This is a genomic window from Candidatus Jidaibacter acanthamoeba, assembly GCF_000815465.1.
Classification (GTDB): domain Bacteria; phylum Pseudomonadota; class Alphaproteobacteria; order Rickettsiales; family Midichloriaceae; genus Jidaibacter; species Jidaibacter acanthamoebae.
In genome coordinates this window covers 1-25,307 of the sequence record NZ_JSWE01000092.1, presented here as the reverse complement: position 1 = coordinate 25,307, position 25,307 = coordinate 1, and the positions used below count along the sequence as shown (strand labels likewise).

21 protein-coding genes and 1 tRNA gene are annotated in these 25,307 nt (G+C 35.2%); 6 read left to right on the top strand and 16 right to left on the bottom strand.

Going from position 1 to position 25,307, the window contains the following annotated elements; genetic code table 11:
- Positions 1 to 25: 25 nt before the first annotated feature.
- Positions 26 to 1,306: a PAS domain-containing sensor histidine kinase gene (locus NF27_RS03065; protein ID WP_039455656.1), complete on the top strand. Its 1,281-nt coding sequence runs from the start codon at positions 26 to 28 to the stop codon at positions 1,304 to 1,306.
- Here NF27_RS03065 and NF27_RS03060 read toward each other — a convergent pair.
- The gene (locus NF27_RS03060; RefSeq protein WP_052646370.1) at positions 1,303 to 1,986 is read right to left on the bottom strand and encodes a response regulator; all 684 of its coding nucleotides are present in this window, start codon (positions 1,984 to 1,986) and stop codon (positions 1,303 to 1,305) included. The two genes, NF27_RS03065 and NF27_RS03060, sit on opposite strands and share 4 nt — an antisense overlap.
- Positions 1,987 to 2,152: 166 nt before the next feature.
- On the opposite strand from NF27_RS03060, the gene NF27_RS03050 reads away from it, so the two are divergent.
- Together NF27_RS03050 and NF27_RS03045 are read left to right on the top strand one after the other, a co-directional pair.
- The gene (locus tag NF27_RS03050; RefSeq protein WP_039455654.1) at positions 2,153 to 2,380 is read left to right on the top strand and encodes a hypothetical protein; all 228 of its coding nucleotides are present in this window, start codon (positions 2,153 to 2,155) and stop codon (positions 2,378 to 2,380) included.
- Between the two features lie 392 nt (positions 2,381 to 2,772).
- Positions 2,773 to 4,203 carry an Npt1/Npt2 family nucleotide transporter gene (locus NF27_RS03045; protein ID WP_039455652.1) on the top strand — a complete coding sequence of 477 codons (1,431 nt, stop codon included), beginning with the start codon at positions 2,773 to 2,775 and terminating at the stop codon, positions 4,201 to 4,203.
- A 100-nt stretch (positions 4,204 to 4,303) separates the two neighbouring features.
- On the opposite strand, the gene NF27_RS03040 is transcribed toward NF27_RS03045, so the two are convergent.
- The 3 genes from NF27_RS03040 to NF27_RS03030 form a co-directional block, all read right to left on the bottom strand.
- Positions 4,304 to 5,146, bottom strand: coding sequence for an ankyrin repeat domain-containing protein (locus NF27_RS03040; RefSeq protein WP_039455650.1), 843 nt, complete (start codon positions 5,144 to 5,146; stop codon positions 4,304 to 4,306).
- 111 nt (positions 5,147 to 5,257) lie between these two features.
- Positions 5,258 to 5,725: a DUF721 domain-containing protein gene (locus NF27_RS03035; RefSeq protein ID WP_039455648.1), complete on the bottom strand. Its 468-nt coding sequence runs from the start codon at positions 5,723 to 5,725 to the stop codon at positions 5,258 to 5,260.
- Between the two features lies 1 nt (position 5,726).
- A complete protein-coding gene (locus NF27_RS03030) occupies positions 5,727 to 7,235 on the bottom strand; it encodes a YifB family Mg chelatase-like AAA ATPase (protein ID WP_039455646.1) in 1,509 nt (502 codons plus the stop codon).
- 88 nt (positions 7,236 to 7,323) lie between these two features.
- Here NF27_RS03030 and NF27_RS03025 point away from each other — a divergent pair, with 88 nt between their 5' ends.
- Positions 7,324 to 8,145 (top strand): ATP-binding protein, encoded by an 822-nt coding sequence (locus NF27_RS03025; protein ID WP_039455644.1) that lies wholly within the window; start codon positions 7,324 to 7,326, stop codon positions 8,143 to 8,145.
- 14 nt (positions 8,146 to 8,159) lie between these two features.
- Here NF27_RS03025 and NF27_RS03020 read toward each other — a convergent pair whose 3' ends face one another.
- A complete protein-coding gene (locus NF27_RS03020; RefSeq protein WP_039455642.1) occupies positions 8,160 to 8,582 on the bottom strand; it encodes a hypothetical protein in 423 nt (140 codons plus the stop codon).
- Positions 8,583 to 8,916: 334 nt separating this feature from the next.
- On the opposite strand from NF27_RS03020, the gene NF27_RS03015 reads away from it, so the two are divergent.
- Positions 8,917 to 9,867 (top strand): hypothetical protein, encoded by a 951-nt coding sequence (locus NF27_RS03015; RefSeq protein WP_039455640.1) that lies wholly within the window; start codon positions 8,917 to 8,919, stop codon positions 9,865 to 9,867.
- A 59-nt stretch (positions 9,868 to 9,926) separates the two neighbouring features.
- Here NF27_RS03015 and NF27_RS03010 read toward each other — a convergent pair whose 3' ends face one another.
- The 9 genes from NF27_RS03010 to secE form a co-directional block, all read right to left on the bottom strand.
- Positions 9,927 to 10,832, bottom strand: coding sequence for a 2-oxoadipate dioxygenase/decarboxylase family protein (locus NF27_RS03010; RefSeq protein ID WP_039455638.1), 906 nt, complete (start codon positions 10,830 to 10,832; stop codon positions 9,927 to 9,929).
- 436 nt (positions 10,833 to 11,268) lie between these two features.
- Positions 11,269 to 15,483 carry a DNA-directed RNA polymerase subunit beta' gene (gene rpoC, locus NF27_RS03005; protein ID WP_053332533.1) on the bottom strand — a complete coding sequence of 1,405 codons (4,215 nt, stop codon included), beginning with the start codon at positions 15,481 to 15,483 and terminating at the stop codon, positions 11,269 to 11,271.
- 32 nt (positions 15,484 to 15,515) lie between these two features.
- Positions 15,516 to 19,616, bottom strand: coding sequence for a DNA-directed RNA polymerase subunit beta (rpoB, locus tag NF27_RS03000; RefSeq protein WP_039455636.1), 4,101 nt, complete (start codon positions 19,614 to 19,616; stop codon positions 15,516 to 15,518).
- A gap of 98 nt (positions 19,617 to 19,714) precedes the next feature.
- Positions 19,715 to 20,089 carry a 50S ribosomal protein L7/L12 gene (rplL, locus tag NF27_RS02995; protein WP_039455634.1) on the bottom strand — a complete coding sequence of 125 codons (375 nt, stop codon included), beginning with the start codon at positions 20,087 to 20,089 and terminating at the stop codon, positions 19,715 to 19,717.
- A gap of 28 nt (positions 20,090 to 20,117) precedes the next feature.
- The gene (gene rplJ, locus NF27_RS02990) at positions 20,118 to 20,630 is read right to left on the bottom strand and encodes a 50S ribosomal protein L10 (protein ID WP_039455633.1); all 513 of its coding nucleotides are present in this window, start codon (positions 20,628 to 20,630) and stop codon (positions 20,118 to 20,120) included.
- A 43-nt stretch (positions 20,631 to 20,673) separates the two neighbouring features.
- Positions 20,674 to 21,378, bottom strand: coding sequence for a 50S ribosomal protein L1 (gene rplA / locus NF27_RS02985; protein ID WP_039455631.1), 705 nt, complete (start codon positions 21,376 to 21,378; stop codon positions 20,674 to 20,676).
- Positions 21,379 to 21,406: 28 nt separating this feature from the next.
- Positions 21,407 to 21,847 carry a 50S ribosomal protein L11 gene (gene rplK / locus NF27_RS02980; RefSeq protein ID WP_053332532.1) on the bottom strand — a complete coding sequence of 147 codons (441 nt, stop codon included), beginning with the start codon at positions 21,845 to 21,847 and terminating at the stop codon, positions 21,407 to 21,409.
- 15 nt (positions 21,848 to 21,862) lie between these two features.
- The gene (gene nusG, locus NF27_RS02975; protein WP_039455629.1) at positions 21,863 to 22,399 is read right to left on the bottom strand and encodes a transcription termination/antitermination protein NusG; all 537 of its coding nucleotides are present in this window, start codon (positions 22,397 to 22,399) and stop codon (positions 21,863 to 21,865) included.
- A gap of 3 nt (positions 22,400 to 22,402) precedes the next feature.
- On the bottom strand, positions 22,403 to 22,585 hold the full coding sequence (gene secE, locus NF27_RS11740) for a preprotein translocase subunit SecE (RefSeq protein WP_075260584.1): 183 nt from the start codon (positions 22,583 to 22,585) through the stop codon (positions 22,403 to 22,405).
- A 761-nt stretch (positions 22,586 to 23,346) separates the two neighbouring features.
- Between secE and NF27_RS02970 the strand changes: the two genes are divergently transcribed.
- Positions 23,347 to 23,625, top strand: a complete 279-nt coding sequence (locus NF27_RS02970; protein WP_039455628.1) for a hypothetical protein — start codon at positions 23,347 to 23,349, stop codon at positions 23,623 to 23,625.
- Between the two features lie 369 nt (positions 23,626 to 23,994).
- Here the strand turns inward: NF27_RS02970 and NF27_RS02965 are convergent.
- Positions 23,995 to 24,070, bottom strand: a tRNA-Trp gene (locus NF27_RS02965).
- Between the two features lie 59 nt (positions 24,071 to 24,129).
- Positions 24,130 to 25,305 (bottom strand): elongation factor Tu, encoded by a 1,176-nt coding sequence (tuf, locus tag NF27_RS02960; protein WP_039455024.1) that lies wholly within the window; start codon positions 25,303 to 25,305, stop codon positions 24,130 to 24,132.
- Positions 25,306 to 25,307 lie beyond the last annotated feature (2 nt).

Below are 25,307 nucleotides of genomic sequence, written 5' to 3'. Positions count from 1 at the left end.
TAATCCTTAAAAAGTATAGGGCTTTATGAATAGATTACAAAAATTATTACCCAACCCCCATCAGATAATACCTAAAGAAAATACTAAGAGAACCTTAGCACCAGTCAACTGTATTTTACCCTCTTATTCCGAATGTTTCAGTAGTAATAACGGGCTTCTTGAAATGATGCAACCTTTAATCACCCATATAACTAATTTAAGGTTAATGCAAGATCCAGGGCTTTCTTATAAAGAAGTTGTTAAAGAATATATTACGAATTTTATTAAGAATGCTCCGATTGCGGTAGCTTTTTTAGATCTTGATTTAAGAATAGTTACTTATAGCTCTAAATGGACTTTATGGTTTAAGGAGAACTTAGCTGCTAAATCTAATTCTACCCAGCTGGAAGGAAAAAATATAATTGATTTACTTTCTCCCTGTCCGAAGCTAATAAAAAAAATATTAAATAATAACTTAAAAGGCGTCAGTGAATTTAGAGATGTTTTAGAATATAAAATTAAAAACCGCACACGTGCAGTCAGGTGGGAATCTTTCCCTTGGCGCGACCATGAACAGCGCCCTCTCGGAGTTGTAGTTTTTTGTGAGGATATTACCAAAAGGCAACAACTTACTTTACGTGCTAAAAAACTTGAACAGAGCAACCAATTACTTGAGAATTTTGCGTTAATTTTTTCTCACGACTTAATTCAACCGATACGACAAATTAGTAATTTTATCGGAATTTTAGGAGAACAATTTAAAGAAGCCAATATAAAAAATACTCAAATAGAACATACCTTTTCAATAATAAATAAAAGTTTATCTCAAATTAATACTCTTTCAGAAGGTATTATCCTTTATTGTAGGAAAGGAGAATTAGCAATTAGCTTAGAACCGGTATCCTTATTACAAACTATAAATGAGATAAGCAGCAGCTGCCTTATGTCCAATCAACTAAACTTAAATCTCTTATTTGATGACACCATATATCTAAAGGCCAATAGAACCTGCATGCTGCAATTATTTCAAAACTTGCTTACTAATGCAGTAAAACACTCTTCTACGAAAAACCCTTTAATCACAATATATAGTGAGAAATTAAATAATAATTTCTATAGGATAACTATTCACAATGAAGGCACCTGTAGTTCACGTTATATTAAGAAAAATATATTTGAACCCTTTTGCTCTTCCAATAAGGATGGTTCAGGCTTAGGCTTAATGATTTGTAAAAAAATTGTTACTTCTTTCGGCGGAACCATTGATATTAATTCAACAAAAAAACACGGTACTACCGTTACCCTAACTCTTCCGGCAGCTGATTAGCTAGGTAAGGTTACGGTTTTAGTCCAATAAGTGAAAGCTTTATGGAACTGATCTTTAAATTCCTCGAAAGAAAAAGATTTTCTTATAAAACCACTCGCCTGCAAATGATAAGAAGAGAGCACATCTTCGCTGCTTACATTACTGGTTAGCATAATTACCGGTATGTCGCGATATATCGGTCGCTTTTTAATATCTTTTAAAATATCAAAACCTTTCATCCCGGGCAAATATATATCAAGTAATATTAAATCAGGTTTCGGAAATTGGCTTTTACCTTCTTCATTTGAATCTCTAAAATATTCTAAAGCCTGTTGACCGCTATGTATGGTATATATAGTTATCTGCTCGGGAAAATCCTCTAATGCTTTGCGAATTAAAAATTCATCCTGTAAGTTATCTTCAACTAATAATACGTTAAAATGCGTCTTCTTTTCTTCTACCACGGAATTCTCCGCTTCAAAGCCTTCAAAAAAACATGTAATTTGAGCATTGAATATTTTAGCAATTTCATATAGCAAGCTTGCGGATATTTTATTTATTCCCTGCTCATATCGCTGAACTTGTTGAATAGAAATATTAAGTTCACTAGCTAATTTTTTTAAAGGCCAACGCATTTTTACTCTAAAATTACGAACCTTTTTACCAAGAAACTTATCTAAATTATTTATTTCTAAACTCATATAAGATCAATAAACCATATGATTTTTTTATATATTAGCAAAAATAAGGTAAAAAGCTAAGGTAAAATTTTTGTTTTTTTAATGCAGCATCCAAACAAGCATTATGGTTTATTAGTTAGTATGTCAGGTTATTAAACTTTCATAAATAAAACTTAAGGAGGAAACTATGGCAGTTAATCAAAATAAAAAGTCAAATTCACAAAATCTAACCAACGAAGATAAGCAAAGAATGAGCGCTAATTACGCTGCAATGGGCAAAAAAGGCGGAGACACTACCAAAGAAACTTACGGCAGTGAATTTTATAAAAACATCGGTAAAGAAGGTGGGAATGCACGTAAAGAGCAAATGGCTCATTCTTCTTCATATACTAATAAAGAGAAAGAAAATAAATAGTTCTTATGCAGGGATATTTTTTTCATACTAAAATATTCGCTTAATATTGAAGACTAAATTGTAAAACCCGAAGTATTAATTATTTCTAAAAACATTAAATAATATACTACGGGTTTTTTATAAAGATTCTTAAAGCACCCTTACCCTTCAATTGAATAACAAGAAAAACCACTTTTTACTAAATATTTGTTTAAATTGGGTACTAAATAAGTAGATATTATAACTCTCACATTTCCTTAAACTAATATTTTCAATCTTTTTTATAACCATCCCACCTTCTTTTTTTATAAATCTTATCTAATAATCAAAAATAGTTCCATGTTCTTAATAAATTATTAACCATATTAGATTATATTATTTAAGCATTAACAACATAAACTAATCAAAATTATATGAATTATAAGAAATTTATCCCGATACAAGCACACGAGTTACCTAAATTTTTACTCACCTCTTTTATGATGGTGCTAACCCTTTATATATATAGCATTGTAAGAAATGCTAAAGACGCAATCATTATTTCTAACGTTGGTGCTGAATTAATAAGTACCTTAAAGTTATTCGGCGTACTACCCTTTGCAATAATATTTATGGTAGCTTACACAAAAATAATCGATTACTTAAATAGAGTCACTACCTACCACGTGGTAAACTGGTTTTTCATGAGCTTCTTCATAGTATTTGATCTATTTCTCTACCCGAATACACATTTAATTCATTTTGATTTAAGCAATATGATAGCTAAGCTTCCGGCACTGAAATATTTTTTCGTTATGGTTGAAAATTGGTCATACTCTCTATTTTATATAATGTCCGAGTTATGGGGCAGTATGATGCTATCATTAATGTTCTGGCAACTTGCAAACCAAATTTATTCCATAAACGACGCGAAAAAGTTTTATTCACTATTCGGGTTTGTCGGACAAATAGGCTTGTTTTCAGCAGGGTCATTTATGATGCTGTTTACTAAAACTGGTACAACTTGGCAAACTTCATTACATTATATAACTTCTTCTATATTATTATCAGGAATATTACTTAGCATTGCATTATTTGTTTTAGGTAATTACCTTGTCGGTAATGATACAATAAACGGAACCCAAACTAAATCCAAAAAGAAAAAGCCGGGTTTAGTTGAAAGTTTAAAATATGTTTTCTCTTCTAAATATATAGGATTAATTGCTCTTCTTGTTATATGCTATGGTATTTCAATTAATCTGGTGGAAGGAGTATGGAAAAAGCTTATTCAAATAGTTTATCCAGATCCGAAAGATATTAGTAATTTCGGCGGGAAAGTACAAATGTACACTGCACTTGCTACATTTACTGCAATGCTGGCGAGCTCTTTTGTGCTTCGTATTTTTAGCTGGAGAACGGCTGCTATAATAACTCCTATCATTATTTTAATTACAGGAGTACCGTTTTTCATATTTGTAAGTTATAAAGGATGGTTTGCAAATACATTGGATGTGACAAGTGCAACTATACTATTCTTCGCAGTTATATTCGGCGCTACACAAAACGTTTTAAGTAAAGCTATAAAGTATTCTTTCTTTGACCCGACCAAAGAAATGGCTTATATACCGCTTGACGAGGAACTTAAAGCTAAAGGGAAAGCAGCTGCTGACGTTATCGGTGGAAGACTGGGGAAATCGGGAGGTGCAATCATTCAGTGGAGCATGCTCTCTTTCATAACCGGCTCTACACTTGTTAGCCTTGCTCCCATACTTTCTATTATTTTTGTAGTAGTTATGTGCATATGGTTTATTGCCGTAATTAAGCTCAATAAAGAATTTAAAATAAAATCTTCCGGTTCTAACTAATTTTATTATTTAAGCGGCCTATACTATTTAGTATAAGCCGCTTTTTTAAAAATATTTTAAATAAAAAAAGCCGAATTATTAATCTTCTTTTCCTTTTAGTTTATAGCTCTTCGTGTTGTATCGGTTGTTGTATCGTAAATTGCTCATCGCAATTAAATTCACCTAATCTTGCAATTTGATGCTGATAGTCTTCACTTACTAAATCTTTGCTTGCTCCGTTACAAATTAATAATTTCGCGACACTGAATTGTTCTAACCTTAATGCATACTCCAGCTCACTACCCGTTTCATATTTTTCATCAATATGAACACCTTTATCAAGCATTTTTTTAACTGCCTCAGCAATATAGATATCTTTTTCTTTATCACTCGGTTGATATAATGAACTGGTAATAGCGCTATGTACAATAGAGCCTATGTAATCATCGGGAACATTAAAATTTGATATTTCCTGATCCAAAATCTGATTAAGCAAGCCTATCTTATTTTTATCCCACCCTTCCAACAAAGTTGAGGACGCGAGCATTTTATAAAACGGGCTAGCTCCTTGATTATCTAATGCATTAACATTAAAGCCATGATTAATTAACACCTTAGCTATTTCAATATCGATTTCATGAGGAGAAGTTACCAGCTTATGTAAAAGAGTCGAATTATCATAAAATTTGATATTAACATCAGCGCCTTTGTTTATAAGCATTTCAACTAGTTCTTTATTTTGAAGTTCAACAGCATATTGTAAGGGAGTATAATAATTATTATTTTCATCTTCAAAAATAAGTCCGTTTATATTCGCGCTTTTTTCTAATACTTTTGCAATATTTTCCTTGTCATTCATGATAATAGTCTTTGCTAAAGAATAAGCTAATTTTTGCTGCTCATTTTCAAAGCTGCCATGGTTATAATAAAAACTTGTTATAGAATTTGCTATATTAAGGGACATATCTACCTTTTCATTATTTAAGGCTGTATAACCATTATAAATTTTAATTTTATAAATGCAAAGCCCGATATCTTATCTTTTTAAAAAATGGTAGATTATTTAATTCTTTTACTAAGAAATTTGCTCGGCAATGCTTTGAAATATTTCTTTAATTTCAGGATCTTCAATCTCTGCTAACGCATTAGTCATGGTACTATTTATAATACCCGTTTTTTTCGGCTGTGGTGTATCTAAGCTTGCATCCTTCTTTTTTCGTTTAGGTATTATCTGTAGTTTAATTTTATCTACTGCTCTATAGCCGAAATAGGTTGCAATTTTTTCAACAATTATATTAGAATTCGCCTGAATTTCTAACCCGAACCCAGGGTTTTCAACTCCTATAGTCAAAATACCGTTGGTGTTTTGTTCACCTTGAAATTTTACTCCTAACGGAGAACAAATTTGAGCAATTCTTACTCCCACAATTTGCTGCCAATTGGCCGTTATTTTAAAGTTTATAAACCCATATTGTTTACATATCGGCTTAGTCACTTCTTCAATAATGTTTATCAGCTTCTTGGGTGAGGAAATTTTTTGCATATCATTTTTGGAATTTACTTATTCTAAAGCTTAAGGCTTCAGCTATATGGTTTTTGCTTATATTTTCCTGATTGTCAAGATCTGCAATAGTCCTGGCAACCCTTAGTACTCGATTATAACCTCGCATTGAAAGATTAAATTTTTCAACTGCTTTCTTTAAAAAGTCAATTATCTCCTTATTAAGGTTAGTAGCTTTAGTCAGCACTTCACCATCGGCATGTGCGTTAAGCTGAATCTTTACTCCCCTATATCTGTTTTTTTGTATTTCACGAGCACTAGTTACGCGGGCAGCCACCTTTTCGGAAGATTCACTCTCTTCTTCTTCAATCTCTAAAATATTTACAGCCGGCACATCAACTTTTAAATCAAACCTATCAATAAGAGGGCCTGAAATTTTTGATTGATAATCCTCAGCACACCTGGGAGCCTTGGAACAAGATGAGTTAATATCACCGAAATACCCGCACCTGCAAGGGTTCATCGCAGCAATTAGCTGAAAACGCGAGGGGTAGGTAATATGAGAATTTACCCTTGCAATAGTTATGCTACCAGTTTCTATTGGCTGCCTTAAGGATTCTAAAACATTACGGGGAAATTCAGGCAGTTCATCTAAAAACAATACTCCGTTATGAGCAAGGGTCACTTCTCCGGGTTTAGCATTTCTTCCGCCCCCTACAATTGCAGCCATTGAAGAGGATGAATGAGGATCTCGATAAGGCCTTTTAGTAATAATTCCTTCAGAATCGGCAATAATCCCTGAAATACTTGCAACCACACTTACCTCCAGCACTTCTTCAGACGTAAGCGGTGGCACAATTCCGGGTAAGCGCTTTGCAAGCATCGATTTACCGGAACCGGGAGGACCAATCATCAACATATTATGCCCTCCTGCAGCAGCAATCTCTAAAGCTCGCTTAGCAATTCTTTGGCCTCTTATATCCTTAAGATTAGGATACTCACATACATCTTCAATCTTATCAACTTGCGGATATGTAATAAAGTGCTTTCCGTTTAAGTGGTGAATTAAAGCTATAAGCGAACTTGCCGCAACTATTGAATTATTACCCGACCATGCTGCTTCTTTTCCATTTAACTCCGGGCAGATCACCCCTAATTCCTGTGAATTAGCAAATATTGCAGCCGGAAGTACGCCGTTCACATTCTTTATTTTACCGTCAAGCGAGAGTTCACCCATAATAATATATTTTTCTACTTCCTCTTGTGAAACTATTTCAAGTGAAACTAATAATCCGACGGCAATAGCCAAATCAAAATGATTACCTTCTTTTAAAAGATCGGCAGGGGAAAGATTCACCGTAATTCTTTTTGCCGGGAAAGCAATCGCCATACTATGAAATGCTGCTCTTACTCTTTCTTTCGACTCCGCAACCGATTTATCAGCAAGCCCGACAATATTAAAACATGGTAGTCCGGGTGCTATATGTACCTGGACATCTACTTCCTTACATTCTATTCCTAAAAAACAAACAGTTTTTACACTAGCAATCATTAGCAATTTATATTATTTAATTAAAGTTATTACTGCTATAGCATGTTAAATATGCTATTTCTAGGAAAGAATTTTATATATTTATATTATGAAAATGAATTTTATTATAATACTACTAATTTTAAGCGCAGTTTTTGTTTTACTTAATATATATTTAATAAAAAGTTACTTAAACCTAAAATTAAGTAACCAAAAAATTCTTTTAGCAAGTAAGGCAAAATCACTTTTTATGCAAAAATTAGCTTATGAATTTCGTAATCCTTTAAATGGTATTGCAGGGTTTTCGGAAATGCTGGAAGCCGGATATTTCGGTGAACTTTCCCCAAAACAACAAGAGCGGGTGCATGATATATATACATGTGGAAATCAGCTTCAAAGCTTAATAAAAGATTTAATCGATTTATCTAAAGGTGAATCGGGTATGGTTGAACTGATTGAAACCGGGACAAATCTTTCTGTTATAATTGATAAAGCTATAGATGGTCTTAAAACTAAGATTTCTTCTAATAAAATTCGTATTTTAACTGATTTGGAACCTATTGACTGTCAAATTATGGGAGATCAAAATAAGTTGGTTCAGGTTTTTAGAAATATTATTGATAATGCTGTAAAATTTTCTTTAAAAGGCGGGCAAGTCACTATAAAACAATCAAGTATTCAAGATAAGTTTCTTAAAATCTGTATTGCTGATTCGGGTATAGGTATGAATCAAGATATTCTGGATACTCTATTTTTATTCCCTGATGATACTAAAAAAACCAAAAGTTTAAATAACGGGTTGGGCATGGGTATGCCTTTGGCTAAGCTTTTTATTGAACTGCATGGGGGAATAATTGAAGTTGATAGTGAGGATAAAATCGGTACTACGATTGCTATTTTAATTCCTGAATCCAGGTTAAAACTTTGTTAGCTTAACTTAAATATTTATAAGCCTAATTCATCGTCATCCATTGCAGCTTTGATGTTAATTTTATCATACCCGTAAGAGCTGAACTTATCCTGCTGGCCTTCTATAATCCTTTCTTTAACCGCCTTTATGGCAAGAGCTTTATCTTGATGTGTTTTATAGTCCCAAACTACTTCATCAATTTGTTCCGCACTTAAATTTTTAAGCTGCATGGTACTTGCAACCCCTTCACTTGCTAAGAATGCTGCACCGTATTTCCCGTTTACTTCCATTGAAGCTAGTTGAATTAACATCTGTACTAAGTTAGAAGCTTTTATATTATCCATCGAAAAAGCTATAATATCTTTTATTTGCTCATCTTTAAGCTTAATAATTAATGCTTCTTTAAGCCCATATTCCACTAATTTTAATCGTTCTTTCTGCATAGGTTGATCCCCCATATTCTTCCCATACCTTCATCTTCCCATATAAGTTATTAATAAAACGTTAATTTTTTTAATTATTTCAGATAATTTTTATTATTTTAAAATGTAATTTTATAAAAATATTTTAAGTATACCACCAAAAAACCGGCAAATAATTTATTAAAATTTAACTGCGAATGCTTACTGATTATTTACATTTTAATTAATTTGTAATAATAGTATTATCAAAATATTAATTTTATATTAACACTGATTATATATTTATGGAATTGATCCAGCTAAAGTTTATATAAGCCTTTAGTAACTTTATACCTTATTATAACAATAATTTAAAAATAAGAGCCGTTAGATGAAACGTAAAACTCGTAGCCAAAGCATTAGCGTTAATGAAGAAGTAATAATTAAATTATTAAAAGAAAAATTTATTTTCGCTTTAATTGGTAACCCTGAATGTGATGTGATAAATCTATCTGTTTATGATAATGATATTGCACTAAAAATCTTCACTATAATTAAGAATTATTTCAATAAAAATTTTATTAAATTAGAAAATACTAAATTAAATATTAAGGAATGTGCTCTCCTAATATCAAGTTCAGATATTGAGAAGTTTACCGGACTTGATAAACTTATTAATAGAAACTTTATAAAAAATCATAATCGCCAAAATATCAATACTTTATACGTTTTGCTAACTGAAGACGAAATTATAAATCATAAAAGTTTTACACAAGCTTCCGAACTTGAAAAAGAAAAAAACATACTTTTAAATGAACAAAATGAACTTAAAACAACTTTAGTTAAGGAGCTAAGAGAGCTTATTATGCAATCAACTATTAATATCATGATTATAGAGAAGTTATTGCTAGAACAATCAGAGAATAGAATATATATTACCGAACTAACTTCAGCATTAGTTAATATGAAAGTAGAGAGAGTAAAGTTACAGGAATGCATAGAACATTTTTTCCCTCTGTCTTTACCAAGCAATGACGCAGTTTCCACAAGCGAATTACCTGCACTTTGTACCGTTTATAAACAGCCTGAAGATAATGATGAGGAAGTTGACATTGAAACTACAGGTGAACCCTTAGATAAAAAAAGAAAGTTTAATAAAGAAGAAGTTGCTGCAGAAGCCTTAATTTCTTTAAGCTCTACAAAAAAATCTTTTATATTACAGATCAAGGAGGATTATGCCGGAAACTCTTCTCGCCATAAAAAGTTTAAACCTGATAATACAGATACTAAGTTTGCTGAAAGAATTTTATACAATAAAAATAGCAATACCTGCGGCAAATAAGCATTATTCAGTTAAATACATTTTTTTTAGTTTTACCTTAAATTTAGGTACTACATGGATTATACAGTCTTTTTTATATAAAGTGATTCAATCACATGATTCGCATTTTGTGGAATGAAATTACAATAGTAGTCTTTTGCTAAAGTTGGCTTGTCTAAATTTGAGTATCTCCACACAAATTCTAAAAAACTATTATGTGTGGTTATTTCTTTATCTTTAAGTCGGATTTTTATAGGCAAACCATTAGTTGAAGACTGCGCAATTCCGCAATATTCACCACCTTTTATATAATTAGAAGTAGCATTTAGGGTTATTATATTACTTTTTAAAACATTATCATTAAATTCAGTAAGGTTACTCGCTTTATTATCTAAATGGATTGATACCCCAAAATGGTTAACTACTCTTCCGAAAGCAAGCACCCATGCAATCAACTCGTTTTCTTTAAATACTGTTTCATACTCTTTAGAAGTCAGCTTAGGTCTTTCTTTATCAATTAAGTGATTATATAGAAAACCGGTAATTTCCGGAATTAAAGCTTCATTATTTTTATCAATCTGCTCCTTATAGTATTCAAACTTTTCCATCTCCAGAGGCTTTATAAGTGCTGCATATTTTTCTACTATATGCCTTACCTGAGGAGAAAGTGCATCAAGCTTGAAATCAGCAATAACAGGTTGAGCTGTGGTATGATGTGCTAATTTTTCATCGTAATTATCTTCTCGCATCCATGCAAAAGGGTTATGCTTCTCAGGCAGATATCCTTCACCTTTATAAACAAAGCCTAAACTTGAAAAAATGGCTTTTAAATGATTCATCCCTGAGTTTTCGGAAGGTAAATCAATTATTGCAAAATGATCTAAATGTATATTATTTTCATTAAAAATCCGGTTATAAAATGGTATGCTCTCTTTATAACCATCCCATAACATTTGAACTAACTGCTGCCTAATTTTTTCCTTCATAAAACCTCCCTAATTTGTTATCCCTTAATATGGGCAAGAATAACACATTAGTTTTTTGATACAAAGGTAAAATAGTAGATAATATTAATACTATAGTAAAATAAGCTGTATTATGGTACTAACAAACTGATATAAGCCTTAAAGGCTATAGTGCCTTATTTTTTTATTGTACCACAATTTAATTGCTTTTAATATATCCCCATATACCGGACTGTGGTTAAAATAACATATAAAAAATTGAAGCAGTAAAAAGCCCGTGTATAGCCATCATTTATATGCAAACTTTGTTTAATTTTAATCTTTCAGTCTCGCTATATATATGTATGTTATTTAGCTTAATGTACTATACATGCTCATAAATAACTAAAACTACTAAGAAATAAAAATAGCCTAACCAATTAATGGTCAGGCCATCATTATTTATTTTATTCAGTTACTAGTTAGCAGCGTTCTTTAAATTTTCCTGATCTGAAGAATTTTCTTCATTTTCAGAACCTGCGCTATACGCAGCCTGGTTTGCTATGGCAAAATCTTTATCACGTTTGTAAGCAGCTTTTTTGATTACATTAGTATAAAAACCGGTTCCCGCAGGAATCAACCTACCTACAATAATGTTTTCTTTCAAGCCTTGTAGCTTATCAATTTTACCTGCAACTGCCGCATCAGTTAAAACTCTGGTGGTTTCTTGGAACGAAGCAGCTGAGAAGAATGAACGAGTCTGTAACGAAGCTTTGGTTACCCCTTGTAAAATCGGGATAGCAACTGCAGGCATATAACCTTGCTCTAAAGCTTTGTTATTTACAATTTCAAATTCTTCACGATCAACCTGTTCCCCGGTTAAGAATGTAGTTTCACCCGGATCAGTAATTTCAACTTTTTGCAACATTTGTCTTAAAATAACTTCAATGTGCTTATCATCAATTTTTACACCTTGTAACCTATATACTTGCTGTACTTCATTCACCACGTAAGTAGAAAGAGCCTCAACACCCATAATTCTTAAAATATCATGAGGAGATGGGTTTCCTTCCATTAACATATCACCTTTAGAAACAAAATCTCCTTCATTAACCGTGATATGCCTGCCTCTCGGAATGAAATACTCTACAGGCTCAAGTGCAGTATCTTTTGATCTTACTATAATTCTACGCTTAGATTTATAGTCTTTACCAAACTCAATATAACCGTCACTTTCACTAATTAATGAGTGATCTTTCGGTTTTCTTGCTTCGAACCTTTCCACAACTTTCGGAAGACCACCGGTAATATCCTTAGTTTTCGAAGATTCTTTCGGTATACGAGCAATAACGTCACCCGCATTAACATATTGATTATCACTTACACTTAAGATCGCATCTACAGGTAGGAAATATCTGGCTTCCAATCCGTTAGCTAAGGTAATAACATTTCCTTCTTCATCCTGAAGTAAAATTCTTGGTCTTAGTTCAGAGCCTCTGGCTTGTTGTTTCCAATCAATTACAACCCTGTTACTTACTCCAGTAGTTTCATCCAATACTTCTTTTAATGAAACACCTGACATTAAATCTGCAAAAGTCGCTCTACCTGATTTCTCAGTAATAATCGGAATGGTATACGGATCCCACTCAGCCATTTTCTGACCCGGCTTAACTCTTGTGCCATCATCGACTAATAATTTGGCACCGTACGGAACTTTAAAGCTTGCCTTCTCACTTCCCTTATCATCAAATATTAATACCTCACAGCTTCGGCTCATAATAATTTTTTTACCTTGGCTATCTGTTACGATATTTTTGTGCAGTACTTTAATATTCCCTTCGTGTGAAGCTATTGCCGATGATTGAACCGCGCCTTTCTGCGCAGCTCCCCCGATGTGGAACGTTCTCATAGTTAATTGAGTTCCCGGCTCTCCGATCGATTGAGCAGCAATTACACCCACTGCTTCACCGATATTTACCATATCCCCGGTAGCAAGATCTCGACCGTAACACTTAGCACATACTCCGCCTTTACTTTCACAGGTAAGTACGGATCTGACTTTAATTCTATCAACCCCTGCTTCATCAATTCTTTCAACTACTGCTTCGGTGATCATTTCGTTAGCTTTAGTGATTAACTCACCGCTTGTCGGATGGTAAACATCAGTAATCGCAACTCTTCCGAGTATTGCTTCGGAAAGTTGAACGACAACTTCACCTGCTTCAATGATCGGTTTAGCTACTATACCGTTTTGAGTCCCGCAATCGTTCTCAACAATAATACAGTCCTGTGCTACATCTACTAATTTTCTGGTTAAGTATCCGGAGTTAGCTGTTTTCAGCGCAGTATCCGCCAATCCTTTTCTTGCCCCGTGAGTTGAAATAAAGTATTCAAGCTCGGTTAAACCTTCTTTAAAGTTAGAAGTAATCGGGTTTTCAATAATTTCACCCGACGGCTTAGTCATAAGCCCTCTCATCCCTGCAAGCTGCCTTAGCTGTGCAGCTGAACCCCTGGCACCTGAATCAGCCATCATAAATATACTGTTGATTTTCAGCTGACCGGGAGTGTTATCGTTATTGCTCTTCGGCTTGCTTGATATAATTTTCATCATATCATTTGCAACGCGGTCGGTACAACGAGACCAGGCATCAACTACTTTGTTATATTTTTCACCGCTGGTAATCAAACCGTCAGCATGTTGGCTTTCATATTGTCTTGCTTCACTTAGGGTTTCTTGAATATGCTTCTCTTTAGTTTCAGGTATAACAATATCATCTTTACCGAATGAAATACCTGAGATGCAAGCGTTACTAAATCCTAGTTGCATAAGTTGATCGGAAAATATTACGGTAGCCTTTTGTCCGCAGTGCCTATAAACCGCATCAATTAGTTTGGAAACTTCTTTCTTAGTAATAACTCTATTAACTAAATCAAAGCTCATATTCGCATCTTTTGGCAGTAACTCGGATAAAATAACTCTTCCCGGAGTAGTCTCGGCAATAAAGGTAGTTATATTTCCGTTGCCGTCAATTCTTTTTCTTCTGGCTTTAATTTTTGCATGCAATGATAATGTTCCGGCATGTAATGCGTGCTCTATTTCAGCTACATCCACAAATGCCATCCCCTCGCCTTTTTCATTATCAAGCTGGATAGTCATATAGTAAAGCCCTAAAATAATATCCTGGCTAGGTACAATTATCGGCTTACCGTTGGCCGGGCTTAAAATGTTATTAGTAGACATCATAAGCGCTCTTGCTTCAAGCTGAGCTTCAATAGAAAGCGGAACGTGAACCGCCATCTGGTCACCATCAAAGTCAGCATTAAATGCTGCACATACGAGAGGGTGTAATTGAATAGCTTTACCTTCAATGAGTAGGGGTTCAAATGCTTGAATACCGAGTCTGTGAAGGGTTGGGGCACGGTTTAATAACACCGGGTGCTCTCTGATAACTTCTTCTAAGATATCCCATACCTCCGGCTTTTCCAACTCTACCATCTTTTTAGCGGATTTAAGTGTAGTTGCAATTCCATACATTTCAAGCTTGGAATAAATAAACGGCTTAAATAATTCTAATGCCATTTTTTTAGGTAATCCGCACTGATGTAATTTTAGTTCCGGACCGACAACGATTACCGAACGACCTGAATAGTCAACACGCTTACCAAGCAAGTTCTGTCTAAATCTTCCTTGTTTACCTTTTAGCATATCCGCTAAAGACTTAAACGGACGCTTGTTGGAATTTTTAACAGCTCTTCCTTTTCTACCATTGTCAAATAATGCATCAGCTGCTTCTTGAAGCATTCTTTTTTCATTACGTACAATAATATCAGGCGCTTTAAGCTCGATTAAGCGTTTAAGTCGGTTATTTCTATTGATTAGCCTTCTATATAACTCGTTAAGATCAGAGGTCGCGAATCTTCCGCCATCAAGCATTACAAGCGGCCTTAAATCAGGAGAAATTACCGGGAGAGCTTCTAAAACCATCCATTCAGGTTTATTACCCGACTCTATAAATTCTTCAATAAGCTTAAGTCTTTTAGCTATTTTTTTACGCTTAGTTTCAGAGAAAACATCTTTTAATTCTCCTCTTAACCTATTTTTTTCTTCTTCAAGGTCTAATTTTTGCAATAATCTTTTAACTGCTTCCGCACCCATTGATGCTTCAAAGGAATCTTCACCGAAGTCATCTTGAGCTTGATAAAATTCTTCATCATTCAAAAGCTGGCCATATTGTAAATTAGCCATTCCCGGGTCAATTACAATATATGATTCAAAATAGAGAACTTTTTCGATGTCTTTAATCGGGATATCAAGCAAATTACTGATTTTGGAAGGTAGCGAACGCAAGAACCAAATGTGCACAACCGGGCTCGCAAGCTCAATGTGTCCCATTCTTTCACGTCTTACTTTAGAGGTAGTTACTTCAACTCCGCATTTTTCACATACGATACCTCTATACTTCATCCTTTTATATTTTCCGCATAGGCATTCATAGTCTTTGATCGGACCAAAAATACGGGCGCAGAACAACCCGCCGTTTTCAGGCTTGATTGTTCTATAGTTAACCGTATCCGGCTTTTTAACTTCTCCGAAAGACCACGCTCTAATCTGCTCAGGATTTACGATTGAAATTTTTATTTCATCAAATTCCTGGCGACTATTTGCCAATCCAAAATATCCAAAATTGCTCATTAAGTTACCCCTTAAATTAGGACTTTCTTCAATTATTCTTCACTTTTTCTCTTTTCAACATTAAGGCCTAAAGCACTTAATTCTTTAACCATAACGTTAAATGATTCCGGCACCCCTGATTCAAATGATACATCACCTCTTACAATTGCTTCATACATCTTAATACGCCCTGTTACATCATCTGATTTAACAGTTAACATTTCCTGCAAAGTATATGCCGCTCCATAAGCTTGTAATGCCCAACATTCCATTTCACCGAATCTTTGTCCACCGAAATGAGATTTACCTCCAAGCGGCTGTTGAGTTACTAAGCTATATGGTCCGATTGATCGAGCATGAATCTTATCATCTACCAAGTGGTCAAGTTTCATCATGTAAATGTAACCGACCGTAATCTTTCTATCAAAAGATATACCGGTTCTGCCATCAATCAGAGTTGCCTGACCCGAGATATTAACACCGGCTTTTTGTAAAGCTTTAGTAATATCCTCTTCTTTTGCTCCGTCAAATACCGGAGTGGCATATGGTACACCCTTAGTTAAGTTACCCGCTAATTCTTTTAGCTCATCTTCATTCATACTTGCGATAAGATCTTGGTCATTTCGATTCACTTCTGAAGCATAAATCTCGTCGAGTTTACTTCTTAGCTCTTCAATATTTTTACGCTCTTCCAATTTATCCAGAATCGCACCGATTTGCCTACCTAAATTTGCCGATGCCCAGCCTAAATGAGTTTCAAGAATCTGTCCTACGTTCATCCTCGATGGTACACCAAGCGGGTTTAAAACTAAATCAACCGGAGTTCCGTCTTCTAAAAACGGCATATCTTCAATTGGAACAATTTTAGATACAACACCTTTATTTCCATGCCTTCCGGCCATTTTATCACCAGGCTGAATTTTAAGCTTAGTTGCAAGATAAACTTTAACAACTTTAAGCGCGCCTTGTGGAAGATCGTCACCACTTTGTACTTTCTCAACTTTCTTCTTAAATCTATCTTCCAGTTTTTCAATATACTGATCGTAAATAGATTTAATTTTCTCCAGCTGATTCATTGCTGTGGTGTCATCCACTACAATTTGCCAAATCATACGCTTCGGAATTTCATTAAAAGTATTTTCGGTAATTATATCACCTTGTTTCAGAGGCTTCGGAGCTGAAACAATCGTGTTGTTAAGCAACAATTCCTTAACCCTACCGAAAGCATAGTTTTGCAGAATATTGAGCTCATCATCCCTATCTTTAGACAACCTCTCAATCTCATGCCTTTCAAGCGCAATAGCTCTTTCATCTTTTTCAACACCTCTTCTGGTGAAGACTCTTACCGAAACTACCGTACCTTTAGCTCCCGGAGGCACTCTAAGCGAGGAATCACGTACATCAGCCGCTTTTTCACCGAAAATTGCTCTAAGTAATTTTTCTTCCGGAGTAATCGGTGATTCACTTTTCGGAGTAACTTTACCAACCAGGATATCTCCAGGCTTCACTTCGGCACCGACGTGTACAACACCTATTTCATCAAGATGTTTTAAGCTTTCTTCGCCAACATTCGGAATATCACGAGTGATCTCTTCAGGCCCCAAACGTGTATCTCTTGCCACCACCTCAAATTCCTGAATATGGATAGAAGTAAATACATCTTCTTTAACCAATCTTTCAGAAAGAAGGATAGAATCCTCATAGTTATAGCCATTCCACGGCATAAATGCCGCAAGAACGTTTTTACCTAAAGCGAGCTCACCAAGATCAGTACTCGGCCCATCGGCAATAATATCACCACTCTTGACGATATCTCCTACCTTGACAACCGGTCTTTGATTTATACAAGTATTTTGGTTAGATTTTTGATATTTTACAAGCGTATATATATCAACACCTGGCGCATCCTCAGCGTGCTCCTGGCTTCTTACCACAATACGGTTAGCATCAACCCTATCTACTACTCCGTCTCTTCTGGCAACCACAGTCGCACCTGAATCGGAAGCTACAACCCCTTCCATTCCGGTACCAACTAACGGTGCTTCGGACTTAACAAGCGGAACCGCTTGACGCTGCATGTTTGACCCCATTAAGGCTCTGTTAGCATCGTCATTTTCCAAAAACGGAATTAATGAAGCAGCAACGGAAACTAATTGTTGAGGCGATACATCCATGTAGTTCATCTTATCAGGAGTAGCAACGATAATTTCTCCGTCTTCTCTGGATCTGACTAACTCTTCTGTAAAAGTTCCGTCTTTATTCAATTTGGCATTTGCTTGAGCAATAACATATTTGCTTTCTTCAATAGCTGATAAATAATGTACTTCATCAGTTACTTTTCCTTCTACAACTTTTCTGTATGGGCTCTCAATAAATCCGTATTTATTAACTCTTGCATAACTTGCAAGCGAGTTTATAAGACCGATATTTTGCCCCTCAGGAGTTTCAATCGGACATATTCTTCCGTAGTGAGTCGGGTGTACGTCCCTTACCTCAAACCCCGCTCTATCCCTAGTTAAACCACCAGGTCCAAGCGCAGATAACCTACGTTTATGCGTAATCTCGGATAACGGATTAGTTTGATCCATAAATTGGGAAAGCTGCGAAGTACCGAAAAACTCTCTGAGTACTGACATCAAAACTTTAGAATTTATAAGGTCATGCGGCATTACGGTATCAATCTCAACCGAAGCCATTCTTTCCATTATAGTTCTTTCCATTCTGACTAAACCTAGTCTGAATTGATTTTCAACTAACTCACCTACAGATCTTACTCTTCTATTGCCGAGGTTATCAATATCGTCTACTTCACCGAACCCGTCTTTTAATTTAATAATATGCTTAACAATAGCTATTATATCTTCCTTTGTTAGCACACTATGATCTTCAGGAATTTTCAAATCATGCTTAGCATTAATTTTCATCCTGCCTATCGGTGAAAGGTCATATTTTTCTTTTTCAAAAAATGTACTCCTGAATAAAGCTTCAGCAGCTTCCGGAGTAGAAGGTTCACCCGGTCTCATTACCTTATATATATCAGATAATGCATCTTCTTTAGTTAAATTTTTATCTAATACTAAAGAGTTTCTAATGTATGGACCGACTTTGACATAATCAATATCCAGAATATTTAATTCTTTAACTTTGATTCCGTCAATTTTCTCTAAAATAGCTTCATTAATTTCATCACCGGATTCAATAATAATCTCTCCGGTCTCTTCATCTATAATATCCTGGGCAATATAGGATCCGATAAGCTGGTCTTTAGGAACAATATACTCCCTTTCTCCCCCGGCTTCGGCAATTTTTTTAGCCACTCTAGGCGTTACTTTGGTATTAGCTTCAATAATAACTTCACCGGTAGCGTAATCTACTATATCAAAAGCTACTTTGGCACCTTTAAATTTCTCGGTAGAGAATTTAGCTACCCAAGCCTCTCCCTTTTTATAATAACTGATAATTTTATAGAATTCATTTAAAATATCGTCTTTTGAAAGATTAAGAGCTCGCAAAAGAGTTGTAATGTAAATTTTTCTCTTTCTATCTAATCTAAAATAAAGCAGATCCTTAACATCAAATTCAATGTCTAACCACGAACCTCTATAAGGTATAACGCGAGCATAAAATAAGTATTTTCCTGAACTATGAGTTTTACCGCCGTCATGGAAATAAAACACACCCGGCGAGCGGTGCATTTGGGAGACTACTACGCGCTCCGCACCATTAATTATAAAGGTTCCCCTATCAGTCATAAGAGGAATTTCACCCATATAAACATCTTGCTCTTTGATGCCTTTTATTTCTTTAATACCGGCTTCTTCATCAATATCCCATACAATCAGTCTTAGGGTAACTCTAAGAGGCGCAGCATAGTTAACCCCCCTTTGAATACACTCTTCAACATCATATTTAGGTCTATCCAACTCATACTTTACATACTCAATAGTTGCCTGACCTTCATAATCGGAAATAGGAAATATTGACTTAAAAACTGACTCAAGCCCTTTTTCTTCACGATTTTCTGATCTATTATTTAATTGCAAAAAATCCTCATAAGAGGCTTTTTGAACATGTATTAGGTTTGGAATTTCAGCAACTGATTTGATTCTGCCAAAGCTTTTTCTAATTCTTTTTTTAGCTGTTAAGCTTACCACACGAACTACCTTATATTGTTAGTCAAAGGCTTAAAAAGGGTATACCTTAAGTAAAATATACCCTTTGATCTTATTTACTACTAACTTAATAGCAGTAATTATTTAATCTCAACTTTTGCTCCAGCAGCTTCTAATGCAACTTTAATTTTTTGTGCTTCGTCTTTAGAAACTCCGCTCTTAATTGCTTTAGGCGCTGACTCAACTAAGTTTTTAGCTTCAACAAGACCAAGTCCTGTAAAGGTTCTTACTTCTTTAATTACGCTAACTTTATTTGCACCGACATCAGTTAAAACCGCATCAAATTCAGTTTGTTCAGCCGCAGCTTCGCCCCCGCCAGCAGCAGGCATAGCAGCCATAGCAACCGGTGCAGCAGCAGAAACACCCCACTTCTCTTCAAGCATTTTAGATAACTCAGCAGCCTCAAGAACTGATAAGGTTGATAACTCGTCAACTAGATGTTGTAAATTTGCCATTTTTCTCTCCTTCTACGTTTATTTTTAGTTATTTTTTAGAATATGCACTTAAAACTCTTGCTACCTGAGCACCAGGAGCTTGAAGAATCTGAGCAATTTTTGTCGCAGGCGCATTCAAGAGCCCTAAGAACTTAGCTCTTAGTTCATCAAGAGATGGTAATGAAGCTAATGTTTTAATCGCATTAACATCAAGATACGCACCATCCATGATACCACCACGGATCTCCAGCTTTTCATTTACTTTAGTAAAGTCGCTTAGTATTTTAGAGACGGCAACAGGATCATTAGAATAAGCTATCGAGGTCGGACCCTGCATTAGCTTTTCCAATTCAGCAAATTTCGATTCTCTTAAAGCGAGTCTTACTAATGTATTTTTAGCAACTATATATTTACTTTCTGCCTGTTTCACCTTTTTTCTCAAATCTTTTACATCAGAGACAGTCAGACCTTTGTTATGCATTATGATGACAATATTGTTGGATGCAAATACTTCTTGCATACTTTCAACAACTTGACATTTAATTTCTCTATTCTTATTCACAGTCTTTACCAAATTAAAACTTTAGCATTAGCAGGGGGTGATACTAGCTTACCACTTTTTGTATGTCAAGAGGTATAGAAGGACCCATTGATGTAGATAAATGCATCTTTTGCATATATACACCCTTAGAACTACTCGGTTTAGCATTTATAAGCGCATGATAAAGAGCAATAATATTCTCTTTTAAAGAACTTTCTTCAAAACTTACTTTACCCACACCCGCATGCACCAACCCGGCCTTCTCCGTTTTATACTCAACTTGACCTGACTTAGCTTGCTTAACAGCAGCCGCTATATCATTTGACACCGTACCTAACTTAGGGTTCGGCATCATTCCTTTCGGACCTAAAACTTTACCTAAAGTACCAACCTTAACCATCATATCGGGTGTTGCAATACAAAGGTCAAAATCAAGCCTACCATTTTTAACTTCTTCAACTAAATCATCTCCACCGACAACATCAGCACCGGCTTTTTTAGCTTCTTCCATACGCTCAGGTTTTGCAAACACCGCAACCCTAACCTGCTTACCTAAACCGTTAGGCATGGCAACCACACCTCTTACCATTTGGTCGGATTGTCTTGGGTCTACCCCGAGTTTAAACACCACATCCACAGTCTCATCAAATTTAGTCTTTGCTTCTACAGCATATTTTTTAACTATCTGCAATGCTTCATCTAAGCTATACACTTGATTTTCACTAACTAATTCAAATGATTTTTTTAATCTCTTGCTAAGTTTAGCCATTTTATTTATCACAACCTCTAAACGTTAATTAAGCTTCAACTTTAATTCCAGCTGAAGCCGCTGTTCCTATTACTTGAGAAATAGCAGCTTCTAATGAATCTACTCCCATATCCGCCATTTTCATTTTAGCGATCTCTTCAATTTGAGGCATCGTAATCTTACCGGCAAACTCTCTCCCGGGAGTTTTAGAACCACTCGCAACTCCGGCTTTTTTCTTCACAAGGTAAGAAGTAGGAGGTGTCTTGGTTATAAAGGTGAATGTTTTATCAGCATATGCTTCAATCACTACAGGGATCGGCATACCGACTTCCATATCTTTAGTTCTGTCATTGAATTGCTTACAGAACTCCATTATATTCAAACCCCTCTGCCCTAATGCCGGCCCTACGGGAGGAGAAGGATTAGCCTTCCCTGCAGGGATTTGTAATTTTATCTTGGCTACTACAGTTTTTTTTGCTCCGCCTTTCACAACTAGACTCCTTTCTTATTTTAACTTCTCAACTTGACCAAATTCTAATTCCACAGGGGTTGATCTGCCGAATATAGATACCAAAACTTTTATTCGTTTTTTCTCTGAATCAACTTCTTCAATCACACCTGCAAACGTCTCAAACGGCCCATCAATTATTTTCACGGTTTCATTAATATCGTACATCACTTCAATTTCTTTAGTAACCGCACCTTCTTCGACCTGCTTCAAAACTCTATTAACTTCAACTTCAGGAACCGGAAGCGGTTTACTACCACCCAAAAGACCTGCAACTCTTGGAGTATTCTTTACAATATTCCATGTTAAGTCGTTTAATACCATCTTTACCAAAATATATCCGGGGAAGATCTTCCTTGCGGAGGTAACTTTTGTTCCTCTTCTTAACTCAGTAACATTTTCAACCGGAACGATAATATCTTCAAATGAAGGCAATACACCCTTTTGCTCTGCGGTTTCACGGATTGCTTTTGCAACCTTCTGCTCATAACCAGACAATGTATTTATTATATACCAACGAGCCGGCGATTCCATTATTTAAATACCTAATATAAACTGAATAATTTTGTATATAGCCGAATCAACAAGCAAAAAAAACACACCAGAGATTGCTGTGATAAATAGCACCATTACACAAGTCATTAAGCTTTCCTTGCGTGTAGGCCACAATATCTTCATTGTCTCTAATTTTACTTCTCTGGCAAACTCCGCTATTTTCACACTTTACTCTAAAAAAAATAACTCTTTAATCAATATATGAGAGTGACTTTTATATCTAAACCTATTTAATGTCAAGGTAATATAATTCATTTGCGGCGTTTTTTTAAGTGCTTAGCTTTTCGGCAAGATTAATCTGCTTACATTTTGATCAATATTTATACAAAACATATAATTTATTCTTTTTACAATTCTTCTACAGCAAATTACATTAACCGTTATTCAAACTTAATTCACTAACATGCAGCAATTTAAAACGGGATAAGATGATCTGAATCCTGTACAAATCGTATAATTCAAAAAAATAAAGTTTTTCTCAATGCCTTAATATTTTTGTAACTACTTGTAGTGTATAATACTTAAGTTATTAACTTATTAAGTGTACTATTATAAATAAATATAAAGCTCACAAACACAGTACTTCTCAATCTCAACCCGAAGATGAAAAGAGCTCAATACTTACTCCTGCTCACCAAGTAAAAGTAAAAAAATCTATTGGAAATATCTTTGATGCTAAAAAGTTTGTAAGCATTGCTGCTCCTATTTTAGAAAGGTATGAAAAATTACTGAATAGCAGAAATGAGTGTGGTACAGGCTTTCCTAAAAGTGCAAAATATGAATATTAACGTAGCTTTGATTGGAGTACCTGGGAATTTGTAGATACTCTACGCGAAGAAGATGGTAAGAGAGTAGAAACACCAGAATATAAGAAACATAAAGCACAATCTAATAAGTGTGAAAGCAGACATTCTAAATTAATTACTGTGGAGTTAGGGGATTATAGAGCTAAAATAAACGAGCAAAATGACGATCTAATTAAGGCATTTAATCAAATTGAGAAAGTTCAAGTTCTAAAAGATACTAAAAATAATTTTATTAAAGCACAATGTAAATCACTTCATAATACCGCTAATGAAGCACACTTACAGCTCAGTGAGCTATTAAAGGAATATTGTTCTTATAATGAATGTTCAAAAGACTTTATTACTGAATTTGTAATTTGTGATCCTGTAGCATTTCTGCCTGACGGCTTTCCTTTATAAAATCATTACTAAAACATCTACCTTTAATTAAGCTGTAGTAAATATTTAAAATTCTATTACAGTTTTTTTATTATATAAAATTCAATCTTTAAGAAATTAAATTAATTTTATAAAGTTTAAGCATTACTTTACTAAACCTTTTTATATCTCTATAAAAAACTCATATTTGTTATATAATATGTTAAGAATAAAAGTTGATATGTATGGGTTTATAGGAACTCATAAATACATGCCTTATATCGGCAACAATACCTTACCTACTGCATATATAGTAAATTAAGCTATAAATCCGACAAGGAGTACTTTTAGTCTATCGGTTAAAAAAATAATATTTTTTATAAATAACTATGTAGAATATTACCGAAAAGCTGGCAGGAGCGAGAGGGATCGAACCCCCAACCCCCGGTTTTGGAGACCGGTGCTCTACCAATTGAGCTACACTCCTACAAAAGATACCTATTTTGCTTTAAAAGGAGAAAATAGGTAAAATCCCTTTCTTTTTAATTACTCAATTATTTCAGCTACGACGCCTGCACCTACAGTTCTGCCGCCTTCACGGATAGCAAACTTAAGACCCTTGTCCATAGCAATCGGAGATATTAACTCAACCGTTATAGCTGTGTTATCTCCCGGCATAATCATCTCCACTCCTTCAGGTAACGCGATAGAGCCCGTTACATCAGTAGTCCTGAAGTAAAACTGAGGTCTATAGTTACTAAAGAACGGTGTATGTCTTCCACCCTCATCCTTATTCAATACATATATTTCAGCCTTAAACTTCTTATGCGGCTTTATAGTTCCGGGCTTAGCTAAAACCTGCCCTCTCTCTACATCTTCTTTACCAATACCGCGTAGCAACACACCAACGTTATCCCCCGCCTGTCCTTGATCAAGAAGCTTACGGAACATCTCAACTCCCGTACAAGTCGTCTTAACATTAGGCTTAAGACCAACTATTTCAATCTCTTCTCCAACTTTAACTACACCCTGCTCAACTCTTCCGGTAACCACAGTCCCTCTTCCGGAAATAGAGAATACATCTTCAATCGGCATTAAAAACGGCCTGTCAACCGGACGCTCAGGTAACGGTATATACGCATCAACCTGCTTTAATAACTCTCTGATCGCATTCTCGCCAAGCTCGGGGTTACTTCCGTCAAGCGCACACAATGCAGATCCTCTGATAATCGGAATATCGTCACCAGGATAGTCATACTTGCTTAACAAGTCTCTTACTTCCATCTCTACCAGTTCCAGTAACTCGGGATCATCTACCATATCTACTTTATTTAAGAACACTACAAGCGCAGGTACACCAACCTGACGTGCTAATAATATATGTTCTCTGGTTTGCGGCATAGGTCCGTCAGCTGCACTAACCACCAATATCGCTCCATCCATTTGTGCAGCACCGGTAATCATGTTCTTAACATAGTCAGCGTGCCCAGGACAATCTACGTGCCCATAGTGCCTACTTTCAGTCTCATACTCAACATGCGCGGTATTAATTGTAATACCTCTTTCTCTCTCTTCAGGCGCTTTGTCAATATTATCGTAACTTACAAAATTTCCAAAAAACTTCGTTATTGCTGCCGTTAAACTCGTCTTCCCATGGTCAACGTGCCCTATCGTACCTATGTTAACGTGCGGCTTATTCCTTTCATACTTCTGTTTGGCCATCT

Excerpts from the sequence above, each read along its gene's own strand:
- NF27_RS03015 (WP_039455640.1), top strand. The coding sequence starts at position 8,917 with ATGAAACGTAAAACTCGTAGCCAAAGCATTAGCGTTAATGAAGAAGTA.
- NF27_RS03045 (WP_039455652.1), top strand. The coding sequence starts at position 2,773 with ATGAATTATAAGAAATTTATCCCGATACAAGCACACGAGTTACCTAAA.
- rpoC (WP_053332533.1), bottom strand. The coding sequence starts at position 15,483 with ATGAGCAATTTTGGATATTTTGGATTGGCAAATAGTCGCCAGGAATTT.
- NF27_RS03065 (WP_039455656.1), top strand. The coding sequence starts at position 26 with ATGAATAGATTACAAAAATTATTACCCAACCCCCATCAGATAATACCT.
- NF27_RS03050 (WP_039455654.1), top strand. The coding sequence starts at position 2,153 with ATGGCAGTTAATCAAAATAAAAAGTCAAATTCACAAAATCTAACCAAC.
- nusG (WP_039455629.1), bottom strand. The coding sequence starts at position 22,399 with ATGGAATCGCCGGCTCGTTGGTATATAATAAATACATTGTCTGGTTAT.
- NF27_RS03030 (WP_039455646.1), bottom strand. The coding sequence starts at position 7,235 with ATGATTGCTAGTGTAAAAACTGTTTGTTTTTTAGGAATAGAATGTAAG.
- NF27_RS03060 (WP_052646370.1), bottom strand. The coding sequence starts at position 1,986 with ATGAGTTTAGAAATAAATAATTTAGATAAGTTTCTTGGTAAAAAGGTT.
- rplL (WP_039455634.1), bottom strand. The coding sequence starts at position 20,089 with ATGGCAAATTTACAACATCTAGTTGACGAGTTATCAACCTTATCAGTT.
- NF27_RS03040 (WP_039455650.1), bottom strand. The coding sequence starts at position 5,146 with ATGTCCCTTAATATAGCAAATTCTATAACAAGTTTTTATTATAACCAT.
- NF27_RS03010 (WP_039455638.1), bottom strand. The coding sequence starts at position 10,832 with ATGAAGGAAAAAATTAGGCAGCAGTTAGTTCAAATGTTATGGGATGGT.
- tuf (WP_039455024.1), bottom strand. The coding sequence starts at position 25,305 with ATGGCCAAACAGAAGTATGAAAGGAATAAGCCGCACGTTAACATAGGT.
- NF27_RS03025 (WP_039455644.1), top strand. The coding sequence starts at position 7,324 with ATGAAAATGAATTTTATTATAATACTACTAATTTTAAGCGCAGTTTTT.
- rplA (WP_039455631.1), bottom strand. The coding sequence starts at position 21,378 with ATGGCTAAACTTAGCAAGAGATTAAAAAAATCATTTGAATTAGTTAGT.
- NF27_RS03020 (WP_039455642.1), bottom strand. The coding sequence starts at position 8,582 with ATGGGGGATCAACCTATGCAGAAAGAACGATTAAAATTAGTGGAATAT.
- NF27_RS03035 (WP_039455648.1), bottom strand. The coding sequence starts at position 5,725 with ATGCAAAAAATTTCCTCACCCAAGAAGCTGATAAACATTATTGAAGAA.